The following is a 17,609-nucleotide window of genomic DNA, read 5'->3' on the forward strand; positions in this document are numbered from 1 at the left end:
CACAGGCGCCAACCCCGTTACGGTTGCTGGTGCGTTCAACGATCCACGATCCCACTGGAGTCCGGTCATGGTCTTCGTCCGTTGCTGCACTGTGTTGTTGCTGGCCCTTGCGGCCTGGCCCGCTGGCGCACAGTCGCCGCCGATCTCCCGGCCGCAGGCTAGCACGCCGTTGCTGATTGCCCCGGCTGCCGAGCAGGCGGTCCAACTGCGACACGCCCGCATCGAAGGCGAGGTCCAGGCCGGCGTTGCCCAGACCCGGATCACCTTGGAATTCCACAACCCGAACCGTCGTGTGCTGGAGGGTGAGCTGCAGTTCCCGCTGGCTGATGGCCAGCAGATCACCGGCTTCGCGCTGGATATCAACGGCGAGATGCGTGACGCGGTGCCGGTGGCCAAGGACCGCGGCCGCCAGGTGTTCGAGGAAATCGCCCGCCGTGGTGTCGATCCGGGCCTGCTGGAACAGACCGCCGGCAACCAGTTCCGCCTGCGCGTCTACCCGCTGCCGCCCGGTGGCAGTCGGCGTGTGCAGCTGGTGATCCGCGAACCGCTGGCCTTCGCCGGCCAAAGCTGGCAGTGGACGCTGCCGCTGCAGTTCGCCGCCGGTGCAGCCTCGGTTGAACTGAAGGTGCATGCTCCCGACGCGGCCACCGCAGGTACTGCGCCATTCCGCATCAGCGCGGGCCAGCTGCAGTGGCAGGGCAAGGGTGCGCAGCTGCCGAAGCAACTCCAGTGGAACCTGCCGGCAGCCCGCCACGCACAGGTGCAGGTGGCGCCCTGGCAGGATGGGCACTACCTGTTGGCACAGCTGCCGGTGGCGGCCAGCAGTACACCCCGCACGTTGCCCAGCGAGATCGGCCTGCTGTGGGACGGCTCCGGTTCGGCGGGGCAGCGCGATCGCACACGTGAGTTCGCCCTGCTGGATCGCTATTTCGCCGCGCTGGGTGACGGCACCGTGGCCTTGACCGTACTGCGCGATCGCGCCGAGCCGGTGCGTCGATTCCGTATCCGCGCCGGCAACTGGAACGAGCTGCGCGCAGCGTTGCAGGCGGTGCGCCCTGACGGTGCCAGCGCGCTGGCGCAGTGGCAGCCGCAGCCGGGCGTGAAGGAATACCTGCTGGTCAGCGATGGACTGTTGACCTACGGGCCGGAACAGCTGCCGGCGATGGCGCCGGATCAACGCTTGTTTGCGGTCAGCAGCGCCGGTGCGCGCACCGATGCCGTGCGACTGCGTGGTTGGAGCGAAGCGCGTGGCGGCCGCTTCGTTGCGCTGGGCGAGGATGTCGATTCGGCGGCGCGCGAGCTGCTGTCGTCGCCGCTGGACGTGCAGGTTGATGCGGGTCGTGGCGTTCAGGACGTGGTGATCGATCGTCGCAGTGAGGCCCAGGGCTGGCTGTGGCTGCACGCACGACTGGCCGCCGACGGCGTGCCGATGCGGGTGCGCGTGGGTGGTGGCGAATGGCAGGCGCTGCCCGCCACGCAGAAGAGCAACGACGGAGAACTGCTGGCGGGCTTGTGGGCGCAGGCGCGCCTGCAGCAGCTGGCCGCCGACCGTCGCGGCAACCGCGAGGCCATGCAGCGCCTGTCCCAGCAGTTTGGCCTGGTGGGGCCGGATACCTCGCTGATCGTGCTGGAGACCCTGGAGGACTACCTGCGCTATGCGATCCGTCCGTCTGGCACGCTTCGCACCGAATACGATGCACGTTTCGCAGTGCAGCTGGCGGATCGCGCCGCGGCAGATCGCCAGCGCCTGGATGAAGTGGCGGCACGCTGGAAGGAGCGCCAGCAGTGGTGGAACCGCAGCTGGCCGAAGGGAATTCCGCCGCAGGCGAAGGGCGGGGCACTGGAAGTGGCTTCTGCGGACCATGCGATGGAATCGGCGCCAGTTGCGATGCTCGCCGCGCCCGCACCTGCCGCTCCGCCTGCCCCCGCGCCGATGGCGGCAGCGGAGCAACGCATGGAAGCCAGCAGCGCGCGTGCACGTCGCTCGGCGTCTGCATCCAACAAGGCACTGGATCTGATCACGGTCACCGGCAGCCTTGTCGCCACACCCGCTGCCGCCAACGATGGCGAGCTCGGTATCCAGCTGGCGGCGTGGCAGCCGGATTCGGCCGTCGCCCGGCGCTTGCGCCAGGGCCCGGCGTCGCAACTGTACGACCGCTATCTGGCCGAGCGCGATGCACATGCCGACAGCAGCGCATTCTTCCTCGACGTGGCCGACCTGCTGCTGGAGCAGGGCCAGCGCGAGCTGGCCCTGCGCGTGTTGTCGAACCTGGCCGAGATGGACCTGGACAACCGCCACCTGCTGCGCGTGCTCGGCTACCGGCTGATGCAGGCCGATGCCCCCGCGCTGGCGGTGCCGGTGTTCGAGCAGGTGCTGGCCATGGGCCAGGAAGAACCGCAGAGCTTCCGCGACCTGGGCCTGGCACTGGCAGCGGCCGGCAAGCCGCAGCAGGCGCTGGTGCCGCTCTACCAGGTGGTCGTGCGGCCGTGGGACAGCCGTTTCGATGGCATCGCGTTGATCGCACTGGATGAGCTGACCAACCTGGTGGCCCGCAGCACGCCCCGGCTGGATACCACCAGCATCGACCCGCGCCTGCTGCAGGCGATGCCGCTGGACCTGCGGGTGGTGCTGTCGTGGGATGCCGACAACAGCGACATGGACCTGTGGGTGACCGACCCGAACGGCGAGCGCGCCTACTACGGCAACCGCCTGACCTACCAGGGCGGGCAGATGTCGCAGGACTTCACCGGCGGCTATGGTCCCGAGCAGTTCTCGCTACGCAATGCCAAGCCGGGCAAGTACAAGGTGGAGGCGAACTACTTCGGCAGCCGCCAGCAGCTGGTGACCGGGGCGACGACGCTGATGCTGCGCCTGACCACCCACTGGGGCACGTCGAAGCAGAAGGACCAGATGGTCACGATGCGGTTGAAGGACCGCGCCGAAACCGTGCTGGTGGGCGAGTTCGAGGTTAAATAGTCATCTGCCCCAAGTGGCCGTCCGAGGGTGGACCAAGGAAGACCCTCGTCGACGCCGCTCTGGGGCAAGGAGGCCCTGTGTGGGGTCGGCTGCAGCCTGGCCGGCTCCCCGCGCCAAGGCGGGTACCGCCTGCCTGAATGCAGCGCCGACACATCACGCTCGAGCCTCCCCGGCGCAGGCCCAGGCCCTCATTCCGGGCGCCCACGGCCTGCGGTATCATTACCAGTCATCTTTTGAATGCATAACCGCCGACATGATCGAACTGAATCCTGTCCGCCAGCGCATCACCGATCTGACCGATCGCGTGCTGTCGCTTCGGGGGTATCTTTGACTACGACGCCAAGAAAGAGCGTCTTGAAGAAGTAACGCGGGAGCTGGAAAGCCCCGACGTCTGGAACAACGCCGAGTACGCCCAGAACCTGGGCCGCGAACGTTCCAGCCTGGAAAAGACCGTGGGCGGCATCGCCTCGGTGCTCGATGGCCTGAACGATGCCACCGAGCTGCTGGAGCTGGCCGAGTCCGAGCAGGACGAGGACACCGCCCTGGCCGTGGTCGCCGACCTGGACAAGCACCAGGCCCACGTGGAGAAGCTGGAGTTCCAGCGCATGTTCTCCGGCGAGATGGACAATGCGGCGGCGTTCGTCGACATCCAGGCCGGTGCCGGCGGCACCGAAGCCCAGGACTGGGCCGAGATCCTGCTGCGCATGTACCTGCGCTGGTGCGAGTCACGCGGCTGGAAGACCGAACTGATGGAAGTGTCCGGTGGCGACGTCGCCGGCATCAAGTCGGCCACGCTGCGCGTGGAAGGCGACTATGCCTATGGCTGGCTGAAGACCGAGACCGGCGTGCACCGTCTGGTGCGCAAGTCGCCGTTCGACTCGGACAACCGCCGCCACACCAGCTTCACCTCGGTGTTCGTGTCGCCGGAAATCGACGACAACATCGACATCACCATCAACCCGGCCGACCTGCGTACCGACGTGTACCGTTCGTCCGGTGCCGGTGGCCAGCACGTCAACAAGACCGAGTCGGCGGTGCGCATCACCCACATCCCGACCAACATCGTCGTGGCCTGCCAGACCGGCCGCAGCCAGCACCAGAACCGCGACAACGCGATGAAGATGCTGGCCGCCAAGCTGTACGAGCTGGAGATCCAGAAGCGCAACGCCGAGAAGGACGCGGTGGAAGCCACCAAGTCCGACATCGGCTGGGGCAGCCAGATCCGCAACTACGTGCTCGACCAGAGCCGTATCAAGGACCTGCGTACCGGCATCGAGCGCTCGGATACGCAGAAGGTGCTCGACGGCGACCTGGACGAGTTCGTCGAGGCCAGCCTGAAGGCCGGCCTGGCCGTGGGCTCCAAGCGCGCCGATGCCTGATCGACGCGCCTGCGCGGATATCGTCACCCTCGTGCGCAACGCCGAGGGTGGTCGAGCACGCGTCCTGTAGAGCTGAGCCATGCTCAGCTGCTTTTCGCGGGGTAGCAGATGCGTCGAGCATGGCTCGACGCTACAAAGGGCAGGACGGGCCGATGATGCGCAGCGAAAGTGAACGCAAGGAACTCGGCGGCTTCCTCAAGGCCTGCCGCGCCCGTGTCGACCCCGCCACGCTCGGCCTGCCGGCCGGGCGCCGGCGTACCCCGGGCCTGAAACGCGAGGAAGTCGCGCTGGCGATCGGGGTCAGTGTCAGCTGGTACACCTGGATCGAGCAGGGCCGTGAAGTGCGCGCCTCGCCCGAGGTGCTGGAGCGGCTGGCGCAGGTGCTGCGCATGAGCGACGACGAGCGCGCCTACGCGTTCGCGCTGTCCGGCTACGGCGTGCCGCTGGAATCACCGGACGAGAGCGTGACCGACGGCTTGCGCCAGCTGGTGGAGGCGATGCAGCCGATCCCGGCCTATGTGCGCAACACCCGCTTCGATATCCTGGCCTGGAACCCGGCCATCGCCGATCTGTTCGTGGACTACAGCCAGTTGGCGCCGCACGAGCGCAATACGCTGCGGCTGATGTTTCTGTACCCGCCGTACCGCACGCTGATCCTCAACTGGGAAGAAATGACCCGCGGCCTGCTGGCAGGCTTCCGTGCGGCGATGGCGCAGGCGCCGGACAAGGCGCCGTTCCTGGCGCTGGTGGAGGACATTGCCGCGCACAGCGAGGAATTCCGTCAGTGGTGGCCGGAGCACGACGTGCGGCGGTTCGATGAAGGTGCGAAGAAGTTGAACCATCCCACGCGCGGGTTGCTGGACCTGCAGTACGTGGCGCTGGTGCCGGAGAGCCGGCACGATCTTTCCCTGGTGACTTACCTGCCGCGAAGGTAGGTTGGTCGGCAGGGCTGCGCCCTGCACCCGCAGAGGCTTCAAGCCAAGGCAACAGCAACAGCAACAGCGAGCATCCTTGGGATGGCGGGGCGGTGTGGGCTGGCAGGACACGCCGTGAACCCATCCAGGGGGGCTCGATGGCGCCATCCATGGCGCCAACGGTCCTGCCAACCCACACCGCCCCGCCTCAGACAAATTTCGCGCGGCTGTTGGTAGGTGTCGACCTTGGTCGACACATCTGTCAGATATCGAAAGAAATTCCGGGGTCAGATCCCAAGAGTATTCCCGACAGATCGCGGAAATCTGTCGAAGGCGGGGTGGGTCCGGTTGAGGGGGCGTGAGCGCCATGGATGGCGCGACCGAGGCTACATGGGTGAGGGCGCTTTGCTTGCGAAGCACTGCTTCGCAAGCGCCCGAACGCCCAGCCGCCGGCGGCTGGGCCGGACCCCGGAGGGGGATTCACGCCGTCCCCCGCAAGCGGACCCACCCCGCCATCCCACGGAATGCAGGCCTTTGACCTTGACGTTGCCCTGGCCTCTGCGGGTGCAGGGCGCAGCCCTGCCGGCACCTATCCCCATTCAGACAGGTAAGTGCAGGTCACAGGATAAGCAGACGCCTTGTTGCCTCCGCCATTCGGGTCCACATTCCTGCGCAGAAGACGGGCCACCGCCCGTTGTCGAGACACCAGGAGCCCTGCATGTCCGCTGCCCCCACCACCGCCATTTCCCGCGATCCGGCCACCGGCCGGCAGATCGCCAGCCATCCCTTTGCCACCGATGCCGAGCTGGAAACAATCCTCGATCGCGGCCAGGTCGGCTTTGCGACCTGGAGCGTCAAGAGCCTGGAACAGCGCGCAGACGTATTGCGTGCGATGGCCGCGGTACTGCGCCGCGACCGTGAAAAGCTGGCTGCGCTGGCTACCGCCGAAATGGGCAAGGTCCAGGCCGAATCCCTGGCCGAAATCGAGAAGTGCGCCGTGCTGTGCGACTGGTATGCCGACCACGGTGCGCAGTTCCTGCGCGACGAGCCGACCCAGGTGCCCGACGACAAGGCCTACGTGTCCTACCTGCCGCTGGGCGTGGTGCTGGGCATCATGCCGTGGAACTTCCCGTACTGGCAGGTGATGCGCGCGGCGGTACCGATCCTGATGGGCGGTAACGGCTTCCTGCTGAAGCCGGCCGAGAACATCGTCGGCACCGCGCAACTGCTCGATGCCGCCTGGCGTGATGCCGGGCTGCCGGAAGGCACCTTCATCGCCGCCAACATCAGCCGCGAGGGTACCAGCCGTGCGATCGCCGATGACCGCATCGCCGCCGTCACCCTGACCGGCAGCGTGGCCGCCGGCCGCAGCATCGCCGCCCAGGCCGGGCAGGCACTGAAGAAGGTAGTGCTGGAGCTGGGTGGCTCGGATCCGTTCATCGTGCTGGCCGACGCCGATCTGGACGCCGCCGTAGATGCCGCGGTCGCCTCGCGCTTCCAGAACACCGGGCAGGTCTGCATCGCCGGAAAGCGCATCATCGTCGAAGACGCGGTCTACGACCGTTTCGTGGCGCAGTTCTGCCAGAAGGTGCAGGCACTGAGCATCGGCGATGGCCGCGACCCGGCCAACCGCATCGGCCCGATGGCCCGCCAGGACTTGCTGGAACAGCTGGATGCGCAGGTACGCGCCTCGGTGGAGGCCGGCGCGAAGCTGCTGGTCGGCGGCCATCAGCTGGATCGCCCGGGCGCGTTCTACGCCCCCACCGTGCTGGCCGACGTGGAGCCGGGCATGCAGGCCTTCGATACCGAGACCTTCGGGCCGGTGGCCTCGATCAGCCGCGCCCGTGATGCCGACCACGCGGTGGAACTGGCCAACCAGAGCGAGTTCGGCCTCAGCGGCAACCTGTGGACCGGCGACCGCGCCCGAGCCATGCAGCTGGCCCGCCGGCTGCAGACCGGCGGTGTGTTCGTCAACGGCTTCTCCGCTTCGGACCCCCGCGTGCCGATCGGCGGCGTGAAGAAGAGCGGCTTCGGCCGCGAGCTCTCGCACTTCGGCATCCGTGAATTCGTCAACGCGCAGACAGTGTGGTTCGACAAGCATTGACACGCGGCTCTCATCCTTCCTGCAACGATCCACCATCAGTCCAGCACAAAGGACGGCATCCGATGTCCAAGGGTTCAGATCTGCTCGTCGCCGCACTTGAGAACGAAGGCGTCGAGCGCATTTTCGGTATTCCCGGCGAAGAAAACCTCGACGTGGTCGAGTCGCTCCGCCATTCCAGCATCGAACTGGTCATCACCCGCCACGAACAGGCGGCGGTGTTCATGGCGGCCACGTATGGCCGCCTGACCGGCAAGCCGGGCGTATGCCTGGCAACGCTCGGTCCGGGCGCGCTCAACTTCACCACCGGCGCCGCCTACGCGCTGCTCGGTGCGTGGCCGGTCATCATGATCACGGGCCAGAAGGGCATCGTGGCCAGCAAGCAGGCACGCTTCCAGATCGTCGACATCGTCAGCACGATGAAGCCGCTGACCAAGCAGGCGCGGCAGATCGTCTCGGCGCGCACCATCCCGACCATCGTCCGCGAAGCGTTCCGTGTGGCCCAGGAGGAGCGCCCGGGCCCGGTGTTGCTGGAGCTGCCCGAGGATATCGCCGCCGATGAAGTAGAAGGGGTGTCGCTGATTCCGCCGCATGCGGTGGAGCGGCCGATTGCCAGCCCCGAGGCGCTGGACCGCGCCGCGGAGATCATCCGCAATGCCAAGCGGCCGTTGCTGATGATCGCTTCGGCGGCGTCGCGGCCGCAGTCCAGCGAGGCGCTGTCGGCGTTCGTACTACGCGCCGGCATTCCGTTCTTCACCACGCAGATGGGCAAAGGTGCGGTGGCCGGCGGCTCGGGCCTGTACATGGGTACCGCGGCGCTGACCGAACGCGACTACGTGCACATGGCCATCGACCAGGCCGACGTGATCGTGACCATCGGCCATGAGGTCACCGAAAAGCCGCCATTCGTGATGCGTCCAGGCGGGCCGACCGTGATCCATATCGGCTACTCGCAGGCGGCGGTGGAGCAGGTGTACTTCCCGCAGGTGGAAGTGATCGGTGACATCGGCCGTTCGCTGACCCAACTGGCCGACCGCATCGAAGGCGCGGTGCCCCATGCCGATGCGCTGCTGCCGCTGCGCGCGACCATCCTCGAGCACCTTGCCGATCGCGCCGAGGACGCTGGTTTCACCCCGCAACGACTGGTGCACGACGTGCGCCAGGTGATGCCGCCGGACGGCATCGTGGCGCTGGACAACGGCATGTACAAGATCTGGTTTGCGCGCAACTACCGCACCCAGGTGGCCAACACATTGCTGCTGGACAACGCGCTGGCGACCATGGGCGCGGGCCTGCCGTCGGCGATCATGGCCTCGATCCTGTACCCGCAACGGCGGGTGCTGGCGGTGTGTGGCGACGGCGGCTTCATGATGAACAGCCAGGAGCTGGAGACGGCGCGCCGGCTGGGCCTGAACCTGGTGGTGCTGATCCTCAACGACGGTGCCTACGGCATGATCCGCTGGAAGCAGGCGGTGGATGGTTTCACCGACTACGGCATGACCTTCAGCAATCCCGATTTTGTGAAGTATGCCGAGGCCTATGGCTGCAAGGGGCATGAGGTGACGGCCATCGAGCAGTTCGTCCCGACCCTGGAGGCGGCCTTCAACGAGGGCGGGGTGCACCTGGTGTCGGTGCCGGTGGACTATTCGGAGAACCAGCGGGTGCTGGTGGATGAGTTGCGGCAGGCCTTCCCCGGCAACAGGTAGACATCCAGGGCCAGGCAGGGTCCCGGAGGCGGTCAGATTCCTTTGCGTAGCAGGGGGATCTGACCCCTCTCCCGGCTGGGGCTGGACGGTTTTGGTATGCTGGGCAACCGGCTGTGCCGGGCGCAAGATCCCCCTCACTACACGATTCCCGCAGATCCATGAGCGAAGCTACCGATACCCCCCCCGTCGACGAAAACAAGTTGATCGCCGAGCGCCGTGAGAAACTCAAAGCGCTGCGTGGGCAGGGCATCGCGTATCCGAACGATTTCCGTCGCGAGGACTTCGCCGGCCGCCTGCAGGAAGAGTTCGCCGATGCCGAACAGTGGACCGCCGAGGCCCTGGAAGGTAACGGCCGCCAGGTGAAGATGGCCGGCCGCCTGATGGCCAAGCGCATCATGGGCAAGGCCAGTTTCGCGCAGATCCAGGACGAGTCCGGTCGCATCCAGCTGTTCCTGCAGGGCACGGTGCTGGGCGATGCCTATACCGCCTTCAAGGGCTGGGACGTGGGCGACATCATCGCCGTCGAAGGCGGCCTGACCCGCACCAAGACCGGCGAGCTGTCGGTCAAGGCCGAATCGATCCGCCTGCTGACCAAGTCGCTGCGCCCGCTGCCGGACAAGTGGCATGGCCTGGCCGACGTCGAGCAGCGCTATCGCCAGCGTTACGTCGACCTGATCGTGACCCCGGAATCGCGCGCGGTATTCATCAAGCGCTCGAAGATCATCCGCGCCATGCGCGCCTGGCTGGACAGCCGCGACTTCCTGGAAGTCGAGACGCCGATGATGCATTACATCCCCGGCGGCGCGGCGGCCAAGCCGTTCACCACCCACCACAATGCGCTGGACCTGGACCTGTACCTGCGTGTGGCGCCGGAGCTGTACCTCAAGCGCCTGACCGTGGGTGGCCTGGAGCGCGTTTACGAGATCAACCGCAACTTCCGCAACGAAGGCGTCAGCACCCGCCACAACCCGGAATTCACCATGATGGAGCTGTACGAGGCCTACGCCACGTACAACGAGATCATGGACCTGACCGAAGGCGTGATCCGTGACGTGGCCAAGGCCGTCAACGGCAGCACCGAGGTCGAGTGGGACGGGGCGAAGATCGACCTGGGCCCGGCGTTCCGCCGTTGGCGCATGGACGAAGCGGTGCGCCACCACAACCCCGAGATTTCCGTCGCCGACTGCACCGACCGCGACGCGCTGCTGCGCCATTGCGAGCGCCTGAATATCCGCGTCAAGCCGTCCTACGGCTGGGGCAAGCTGCTGCTGGAGATCTTCGAGGCCACCGTCGAGCACACCCTGATCCAGCCGACCTTCATCACCGACCACCCGGTGGAGGTCTCGCCGCTGGCTCGTGCCAACGACAACGACCCGGGTTACACGGATCGCTTCGAGCTGTTCGTCAACGGCAAGGAGCTGGCCAACGGCTTCTCCGAACTGAACGACCCGGAAGACCAGGCGCAGCGTTTCCAGGCCCAGGTGGCCGCGAAGGAAGGCGGCGACGACGAGGCGATGCACTACGACGCCGACTACATCCGTGCGCTGGAGTACGGCATGGCCCCGACCGGTGGCCTCGGCATCGGCGTGGATCGCCTGGTGATGCTGCTGACCGGCAGCAGCTCGATCCGTGACGTGCTGCTGTTCCCGTACATGCGTCCGGAGCAGTAAGTCGTCTTTTTGACCCCTGTTTGTGCGCGCCGTCGCGAAATGAGACGGCGTGATTGACGCCTCCCGCACTCGGCGTATCGTTAATGCACTACCTTGACGTCTGTTATGGCTTGATCGGCGCCAGGGGGAGTGCGCATTGTGGAGAGTCCGCTTCACAATGTGATGACGATCATGAACCGGGACGCATGACACGGGAGTCGGGCCGATGCAGGGTGCGAGCGTTCGCAGCGGCAGGGTATCCTCGCCTGCTGATGATCCAGCATGGTCGAGAAACCAGGCGGAGTACGCGTTGAACATCGTCATTGTTGACGACCAGACGTCCGCGCGGACGATGCTGCGTCATGTCATCGAAGACATCGCGCCGGAACTGAGCGTGCATGACTTCGGGGATCCGCTGACCGCATTGGCCTGGTGCGAGGCGCACCCGGTCGACCTGCTGCTGCTCGATTACCGCATGCCGGAGATGGACGGGCTGGAGTTCGCCCGCCGTTTCCGTCGCCTGCCCAAGCACCGCGATATCCCGGTGATCCTGATCACCGTGGTCGGCGACGAGCCGATTCGTCAGGCGGCGCTGGAAGCGGGGGTCATCGACTTCCTGGTCAAGCCGATCCGCCCGCGCGAACTGCGCGCGCGCTGCTACAACCTGCTGCAGCTGCGCCAGCAGACCGAGAACGTGAAGCAGCGCGCGTTGTCGCTGGAGCAGCGCCTGCTGGCCAGCATGCACGAGGTCGAGGAACGCGAACGCGAGACCCTGTCGCGATTGGCACGGGCGATCGAGTTCCGAGATGCCGGCACCAGTGCCTACCTCGAACGCATGGCGCGCGTGGCGGGGCTGATTGCCGAGCAGCTGGGCCTGCCCGAAGACGACGTGCGCCTGATCGAGATGGCCGCACCGCTGCATGACATGGGCAAGATCGCCATTCCCGACGCGGTGCTGCTCAAGCAGGGCAAGCTCAATGACGAGGAGCTGGCGATCATGCGCCGGCATCCACGCATCGGCCACGAGCTGCTTAGTGGCAGCCAGAACCGTTTCATCCAGGTGGGCGCGCTCATCGCGCTGCGCCATCACGAGCGCTATGACGGCAGCGGCTATCCCGACGGCCTGGTCGGCGAAGCGATCCCGCTGGAAGCGCGGATCGTTGCTGTCGCCGATGTCTTCGACGCACTCATCTCACCCCGTCCGTACAAGGAAGCATGGACCATGGAAGCCACACTGGCCTATCTGTACGCACAGCGTGGCCGCCTGTTCGATCCACGCTGCGTGGATGCGCTGATGCGCGGCCGCCAGCAGTTGATGGACATCTGCGCCCAGCACTCGACGGCATCGACGCGACCGGGTGGGTGACATGCAGGACCTGTTCGCACGCGTGAAGCGTCGGCTGGCGCAGCGTCCGGATTCGGAACATGGCCAGGCGATCGTGCGGGTGGTGCTGATCTCGCTGATCCTGACCTATGTTCTGCTGTCCGGTGCCCGCCTGCACCGGTTGGATCAGTACCAGGGCGTGCTGGCAACGGTAGTGACCGGCCTGGGCCTGTCGCTGCTGCTGTTCGGCTGGCTGCTGTGGAGGCCGCAGCGCTCGGACCCGCGACGGGTGGCCGGGATGCTGGCCGATTACGGACTGATCGCGATCGGCATGATCCAGATGGGTGAGCCGCTGGCGTGGGTGTATGCGGTGGTGATGTGGGTGACAGTGGGCAACGGCCTGCGCTTCGGGCCGCGGTACCTGGCCGCTGCCGTCGTGCTGGCCATGGCCAGTTTCGGCACTACGGTGCTGTTGACCCCTTACTGGCAGGCCAACCTGGGCCTGGCGGTTTCACTGTGGCTGGGGCTGTTGGCGGTACCGTTGTGCTGCTCCTCCCTGCTGCGCCGAAGGATGCGACATCCGACCATGGATACGATGCCCGCCACTGGCTCCGACAAGCGCTCGCTGCTGGCCCGCTTCAAGCAGCGCCTGTCCGGGCGCGAGGACAGCGAGCACGCGCAGAACCTGATCCGCATCATCATCACGGCGCTGTTCATCAGCTATCTCGGCTGGCGCTCGCTGAGCGGTGGCGGTGAGGCGCTGACTGCGACGTGGCTGATCCTCGCCTTCGAGCTGACCATTTCCGCAGGCCTGCTGGCCGCGATCCTGGTCAATCCGGGCGTGTCGCATGTGCGCCGGGTGATCGGCATGCTGACCGACTACACCTGCATGGCCTGGATCATGACGATCCAGGGCGAGCCGGCCGCACCGCTGTATGCGGTGATGCTGTGGGTCACGATCGGCAACGGCATGCGCTACGGCAGCACCTACCTGCGCGTGGCCACGGCCATGGGCTGCCTGGCGTTCCTGTGCACGGTGATGCTGTCGCCCTACTGGCGCAGCCACGACTATCTGGGCTGGGGCCTGCTGCTGGGCCTGGGCGCGATTCCGCTGTACTTCGATTCGCTGTTGCATGCCTTGACCCGGGCGGTGGCCGAGGCGCGCCAGGCCAACGAAGCCAAGAGCCGCTTCCTGGCCAACATGAGCCATGAGTTCCGCACGCCGCTGAACGGGCTGGCGGGCATGACCGAAGTACTGGCCACCACCCGCCTGGACGACGAACAGCGCGAGTGCCTGAACACCATCCAGGCCTCGACCCGCAGCCTGCTGGCGCTGGTGGAAGAGGTGCTGGACATCTCCGCGATCGAAGCCGGCAAGGTGCGCGTGGAGTCGCACGAGTTCGCACTGGCCGACGTGCTGCAGGCGATCAACCTGATCCTGACCCCGCAGACCCGCTCCAAGTCGCTGGACTATCGCGTGCAGGTGGACGACAACGTGCCGCCGCGCCTGCTGGGTGATGCCGGGCATCTGCAGCAGATCCTGCTGAACCTGATGGGCAACGCGGTCAAGTTCACCGACAGCGGCTACGTACATCTGCGCGTGTCGAGCCCGGACGCGCCGGGCAGCCAACGGATGCGCCTGCGATTCGAGATCGTCGATACCGGCATCGGCGTGCCGGTGGCGCTGCGTGGGCGCCTGTTCAATGCCTTCGAGCAGGGTGATGTCGGCCTGGCCCGTCGCCATGAGGGCACCGGCCTGGGCACGGCCATTGCCAAGGGCCTGGTCGAGTCGATGGGCGGGCAGGTCGGCTATGTACCGAACAGCCCGCGCGGCAGCGTGTTCTGGGTCGAGATCACGCTGGACGTCGCAGAGACCGCATCAGCCCCGGCGGTTCCGTCCGAGGTGGCTGAAGCCGGCAATGTCATCGCGTTTTCCAACCCCTTCCTGCGCCATCGTGCACGGGTGCGCAGCCTGCGGGTCCTGGTGGCCGACGATCACGAGGCCAACCGCATGGTGCTGCAGCGGCTGCTGGAGAAGGCCGGCCACAAGGTCACCTGCGTCAACGGCGGCGCCGAAGTGCTCGATGCGTTGGAGCAGGCCAGTTACGACGCAGCGATCGTCGACCTGCACATGCCCGGCATGAGCGGACTGGATCTGCTCAAGCAGTTGCGGGTGATGCAGGCCAGCGGCATGCCTTACGTTCCGGTCATGGTGCTGAGCGCAGACGTCACCCCCGAGTCCATCCTGCGTTGTGAGCAGGCCGGCGCCCGCGCCTTCCTTGCCAAGCCCGTGGTGGCCACCCGCCTGCTGGAAGTGCTGGCCGATGTCGCCGCCAACACCCGCGCCGAGCCCGGCATCCAGTCGGTGCCTGCATTGCCGGTCGGCGATGGCGTGCTCGATACCGCGGTGCTGGACGAGCTGGCGTCGCTGGGCATGGGCGATGGCTTCGAACGCAAGTTCATCGACCAATGCCTGGCGGACGTCGACGCAAGCATGGGCCAGCTGCAGGGCTGCGGCGAGCGCCAGGCCTGGGAGGATTTCCGCGAGCACGCCCACGCGCTGCGCGGCGTGGCAAGCAACCTGGGGCTTGTCCAGGTTGCCGCCTCCAGTGGCGAAATCATGCGCATGGCGGACTGGCAGCTGAAGGGCGAATGGAGCGCCCGCCTCAGCAGCCTGGCGACCGCTCTGCGCAACGGCAGGAATGCGTTGGCTGCCCGTAGTGCGGGGGCACCGCACCGCGACGACAGCGAGCGCAGCCCGTCCTGACCCGCCAGACGATCAGGCCGGGTCGCCATTGCGCCGGGCCTGCGCCCGTACCAGCCGATCCATGGTGCGCAGGGACTTCTCGCCGAGCTGCATCGCAGTGTCTACCCAGATCTCGGTGATCCGCATCATTTCATGCAGCGGCACCATGGTGGCGATCTCGTTGACCTCACGCATCGCCGCCCAGGCGTGCGGGATGCGTCGGCTTTCCTTGATCACCTGTTCGACTGCGGCAACACCTTCGCCCACCGGCACCACGATGTCGACCAGGCCCATTTCCTTCAGCTGGCTGGCGGTGTAGAGGTTGCCTTCCAGCATGATCTTCTCCGCCAGCCGCGGACTGATCCGCTGGCACAGGAAGGAGTAGGCGCCCATGCCGGGGAACAGGTCGAACAGCACCTCCGGCAGGCCCATCAGCACGCCTTCCTCGGCGACGATGGTGTGGCAGCTCAGTGCGGCCTCGAAGCCGCCCCCCAGTGCATTGCCCTGGACCAGGGCGATGCTGTGGGCACGCGTGCCCAGGCCGGCATGGAAGGCATGCACGCCGCGCACGCAGCGCTGGGCATAGTCGAGCAGGCGGGCGCGGTCGCCCTGGCGGATCAGGCGGCAGAACAGTTCGAGATCGCCGCCCAGGTTGAACACGTCGCTGTCCGAGGCAAGTACGACATGGGGTGACAGAGCGTGCGAGGCGCTGAGGCGATCGCCCAGTTCGCGCTGGTAGTCGACGATGTCATCGACCAGGCGCGAGGCGAAGCACGGCCGGCCTGGCTGGTTGACCAGGTTGGCGTGCATATGGATCCAGTAAACGTCCCGCTCGGGTTCTTCGGTGATACGCAGGGTAGGGTGCTGCGAGGGACGGGTAATGATGGGGCGTACTGCAGACATGGGAGTTCTCCGTGTGACCGTCCGGCCAACCGCAGAGCGGACGGAGAGGAGTGAGGGGGCGAGCTGAACATGCGGCGGCGACTGATTCTATGCACCCGTCGTGAACCGCCCGCAAGCGCCGGGCCGGCCATGTTCCGGCAATAAAAAGACCCCGCCGTCTCCGGCGGGGTCCCCTGTACTGTCGTGTTGCCCGGAAACCCTTACTGGGCGGGCGTATCACGCAGCTCGCGACGGAGAATCTTGCCGACGTTGGTCTTCGGCAGCTCCTTTCGGAATTCTACGATTCTGGGGTGCTTGTAACCGGTCAGGTTGGCCCGGGCATGTTCCTTGACCATTTCCGCGGTCAGGTTCGGGTCCTTCTTCACAATCACGACCTTCACGACCTCGCCGGACTTCTCGTCCGGGACACCGACCGCAGCCACTTCCAGCACGCCGGGCATCATCGCGATGACGTCCTCGACCTCGTTCGGGTACACGTTGAAGCCGGACACCAGGATCATGTCCTTCTTGCGGTCGACGATGTAGAAGAAGCCCTGTTCGTCCATCTTCGCCATGTCGCCGGTGTGCAGCCAGCCGTCGGCGTCGATGGCGGTGGCGGTTTCCTCCGGGCGCTGCCAGTAGCCCTTCATCACCTGCGGGCCCCTGATGCACAGTTCACCCACTTCGCCCAGCGCCAGGATGTTGCCGTTGTCGTCCTTGATGCAGGCATCGGTGGACGGGATCGGCAGGCCGATGGCGCCGTTGTACTCGGGCAGGGTGAGCGGATTGATGCAGGCTGCCGGCGAGGTCTCGGTCAGGCCATAGGCTTCGACCAGGGTCACCCCGGTGACCTTCTTCCAGCGTTCGGCCACGGCACGTTGTACCGCCATGCCGCCGCCGAGGGTGAACTTGACCGAGGAGAAGTCGATCTCGTCGAAGCCGGGGGTGTTGAGCAGGCCGTTGAACAGCGTGTTGACACCGGTGATGGCGGTGAAGCGGGTACCCTTGAGCTCCTTGACGAAGCCCTTCATGTCGCGCGGGTTGGTGATCAGGTGGTTGCAGCCACCGAATTTCATGAAGACCAGGCCGTTCGCGGTCAACGCGAAGATGTGGTACAGCGGCAGGGCCGTGATGATCACTTCCTTGCCCGGCTCGATGCCTGAAGTGGACAGCCACGCCGACGCCTGCTGCATGTTGGCGATCAGGTTGCGGTTGGTCAGCATCGCGCCCTTGGCCACGCCGGTGGTACCGCCGGTGTACTGCAGGAAGGCGATGTCGTCGTGGTCGATCTCCACAGGCGGAAGCGCGTGGCGGCTGCCCAGCTTGAGCGCCTGCCTGAAGCGGACGGCGCCCTTGATGTGGTAGTTGGGCACCATCTTCTTGACGTACTTCAGTACGAAGTTGACGATCGCGCCCTTGGCGCCGAGCAGGTCGCCCAGGCCGGTGGTGACCACGTGCTTGACCGGCGTATCGGCGATGACCTGTTCGACGGTGTCGCCGAAGTTGTCGACCACCACCAGCGCACTGACGCCGCCGTCGACCAGCTGGTGCTTGAGTTCGCGCGCGGTGTACAGCGGGTTGACGTTGACCACGGTCAGTCCGGCGCGCAGCACGCCGAAGGTGGTCACCGGGTACTGCAGGCAGTTGGGCATCATCAGGGCGACGCGGTCACCCTTCTTGAGCTTGAGCTCACCCAGCAGGTAGGCGGCGAACTGGGTGACCAGCGCGTCTGTCTCACCATAGGTGAGGACCTTGCCGAAGCTGGAGTAGGCGGGACGGTCGCGGAATTTCGCGACGGAAGCGTCGAAGACCGAAGCTACCGAATGGAACTCGTTGACGTCGATTTCGGCGGGAACGCCTTTCGGATAGCTCTGCAGCCAGGGACGATCCAGACTCATATTCCCCCTCCAGGAATCGTGATGTATTAGGTT

At 66.2% G+C, this 17,609-nt stretch carries 10 protein-coding genes; 8 read left to right on the plus strand and 2 right to left on the minus strand.

The genetic code is table 11. The features are described 5' to 3' along the window. Positions 1–67 precede the first annotated feature (67 nt). The 8 genes from AC5P8J_RS15350 (at position 68) to AC5P8J_RS15385 (ending at position 14,817) form a co-directional block, all read left to right on the plus strand. Positions 68–2,977 (plus strand): DUF2135 domain-containing protein, encoded by a 2,910-nt coding sequence (locus tag AC5P8J_RS15350; protein ID WP_494540244.1) that lies wholly within the window; start codon positions 68–70, stop codon positions 2,975–2,977. 253 nt (positions 2,978–3,230) lie between these two features. Then, positions 3,231–4,356 (plus strand): peptide chain release factor 2 gene (gene prfB / locus AC5P8J_RS15355; protein WP_134735681.1). Its coding sequence is split into 2 segments (ribosomal slippage): positions 3,231–3,305 and positions 3,307–4,356, totalling 1,125 coding nucleotides; the frame shifts between segments, so codons are not numbered across the junction. Between the two features lie 152 nt (positions 4,357–4,508). Further along, the gene (locus AC5P8J_RS15360; RefSeq protein WP_021204557.1) at positions 4,509–5,291 is read left to right on the plus strand and encodes a helix-turn-helix transcriptional regulator; all 783 of its coding nucleotides are present in this window, start codon (positions 4,509–4,511) and stop codon (positions 5,289–5,291) included. Between the two features lie 697 nt (positions 5,292–5,988). Further along, positions 5,989–7,374, plus strand: a complete 1,386-nt coding sequence (locus AC5P8J_RS15365) for an NAD-dependent succinate-semialdehyde dehydrogenase (protein ID WP_171953145.1) — start codon at positions 5,989–5,991, stop codon at positions 7,372–7,374. Between the two features lie 62 nt (positions 7,375–7,436). Beyond that, positions 7,437–9,077, plus strand: coding sequence for an acetolactate synthase large subunit (locus tag AC5P8J_RS15370; RefSeq protein WP_134735679.1), 1,641 nt, complete (start codon positions 7,437–7,439; stop codon positions 9,075–9,077). A gap of 158 nt (positions 9,078–9,235) precedes the next feature. Then, positions 9,236–10,747: a lysine--tRNA ligase gene (gene lysS / locus AC5P8J_RS15375; protein ID WP_495216942.1), complete on the plus strand. Its 1,512-nt coding sequence runs from the start codon at positions 9,236–9,238 to the stop codon at positions 10,745–10,747. 205 nt (positions 10,748–10,952) lie between these two features. Beyond that, a complete protein-coding gene (gene rpfG, locus AC5P8J_RS15380; protein WP_019661474.1) occupies positions 10,953–12,092 on the plus strand; it encodes a cyclic di-GMP phosphodiesterase response regulator RpfG in 1,140 nt (379 codons plus the stop codon). A 1-nt stretch (position 12,093) separates the two neighbouring features. Next, positions 12,094–14,817, plus strand: coding sequence for a response regulator (locus AC5P8J_RS15385; protein WP_495216943.1), 2,724 nt, complete (start codon positions 12,094–12,096; stop codon positions 14,815–14,817). Between the two features lie 12 nt (positions 14,818–14,829). Here the strand turns inward: AC5P8J_RS15385 and rpfF are convergent, their stop codons facing one another. Together rpfF and AC5P8J_RS15395 are read right to left on the minus strand one after the other, a co-directional pair. After that, positions 14,830–15,699, minus strand: a complete 870-nt coding sequence (rpfF, locus tag AC5P8J_RS15390) for a diffusible signal factor synthase RpfF (protein WP_111097832.1) — start codon at positions 15,697–15,699, stop codon at positions 14,830–14,832. A 200-nt stretch (positions 15,700–15,899) separates the two neighbouring features. Next, positions 15,900–17,576 (minus strand): long-chain fatty acid--CoA ligase, encoded by a 1,677-nt coding sequence (locus tag AC5P8J_RS15395; RefSeq protein WP_495216944.1) that lies wholly within the window; start codon positions 17,574–17,576, stop codon positions 15,900–15,902. Positions 17,577–17,609 lie beyond the last annotated feature (33 nt).

The sequence above is a fragment of the Stenotrophomonas sp. YJH_SMC_37 genome (genome assembly GCF_059370035.1).

What these genes read in the sequence shown, in the direction of transcription:
- rpfF (WP_111097832.1), bottom strand. Translation starts at nt 15,699, where the DNA reads ATGTCTGCAGTACGCCCCATCATTACCCGTCCCTCGCAGCACCCTACC.
- lysS (WP_495216942.1), top strand. Translation starts at nt 9,236, where the DNA reads ATGAGCGAAGCTACCGATACCCCCCCCGTCGACGAAAACAAGTTGATC.
- AC5P8J_RS15365 (WP_171953145.1), top strand. Translation starts at nt 5,989, where the DNA reads ATGTCCGCTGCCCCCACCACCGCCATTTCCCGCGATCCGGCCACCGGC.
- AC5P8J_RS15350 (WP_494540244.1), top strand. Translation starts at nt 68, where the DNA reads ATGGTCTTCGTCCGTTGCTGCACTGTGTTGTTGCTGGCCCTTGCGGCC.
- rpfG (WP_019661474.1), top strand. Translation starts at nt 10,953, where the DNA reads ATGCAGGGTGCGAGCGTTCGCAGCGGCAGGGTATCCTCGCCTGCTGAT.
- AC5P8J_RS15395 (WP_495216944.1), bottom strand. Translation starts at nt 17,576, where the DNA reads ATGAGTCTGGATCGTCCCTGGCTGCAGAGCTATCCGAAAGGCGTTCCC.
- AC5P8J_RS15360 (WP_021204557.1), top strand. Translation starts at nt 4,509, where the DNA reads ATGATGCGCAGCGAAAGTGAACGCAAGGAACTCGGCGGCTTCCTCAAG.
- AC5P8J_RS15370 (WP_134735679.1), top strand. Translation starts at nt 7,437, where the DNA reads ATGTCCAAGGGTTCAGATCTGCTCGTCGCCGCACTTGAGAACGAAGGC.
- AC5P8J_RS15385 (WP_495216943.1), top strand. Translation starts at nt 12,094, where the DNA reads ATGCAGGACCTGTTCGCACGCGTGAAGCGTCGGCTGGCGCAGCGTCCG.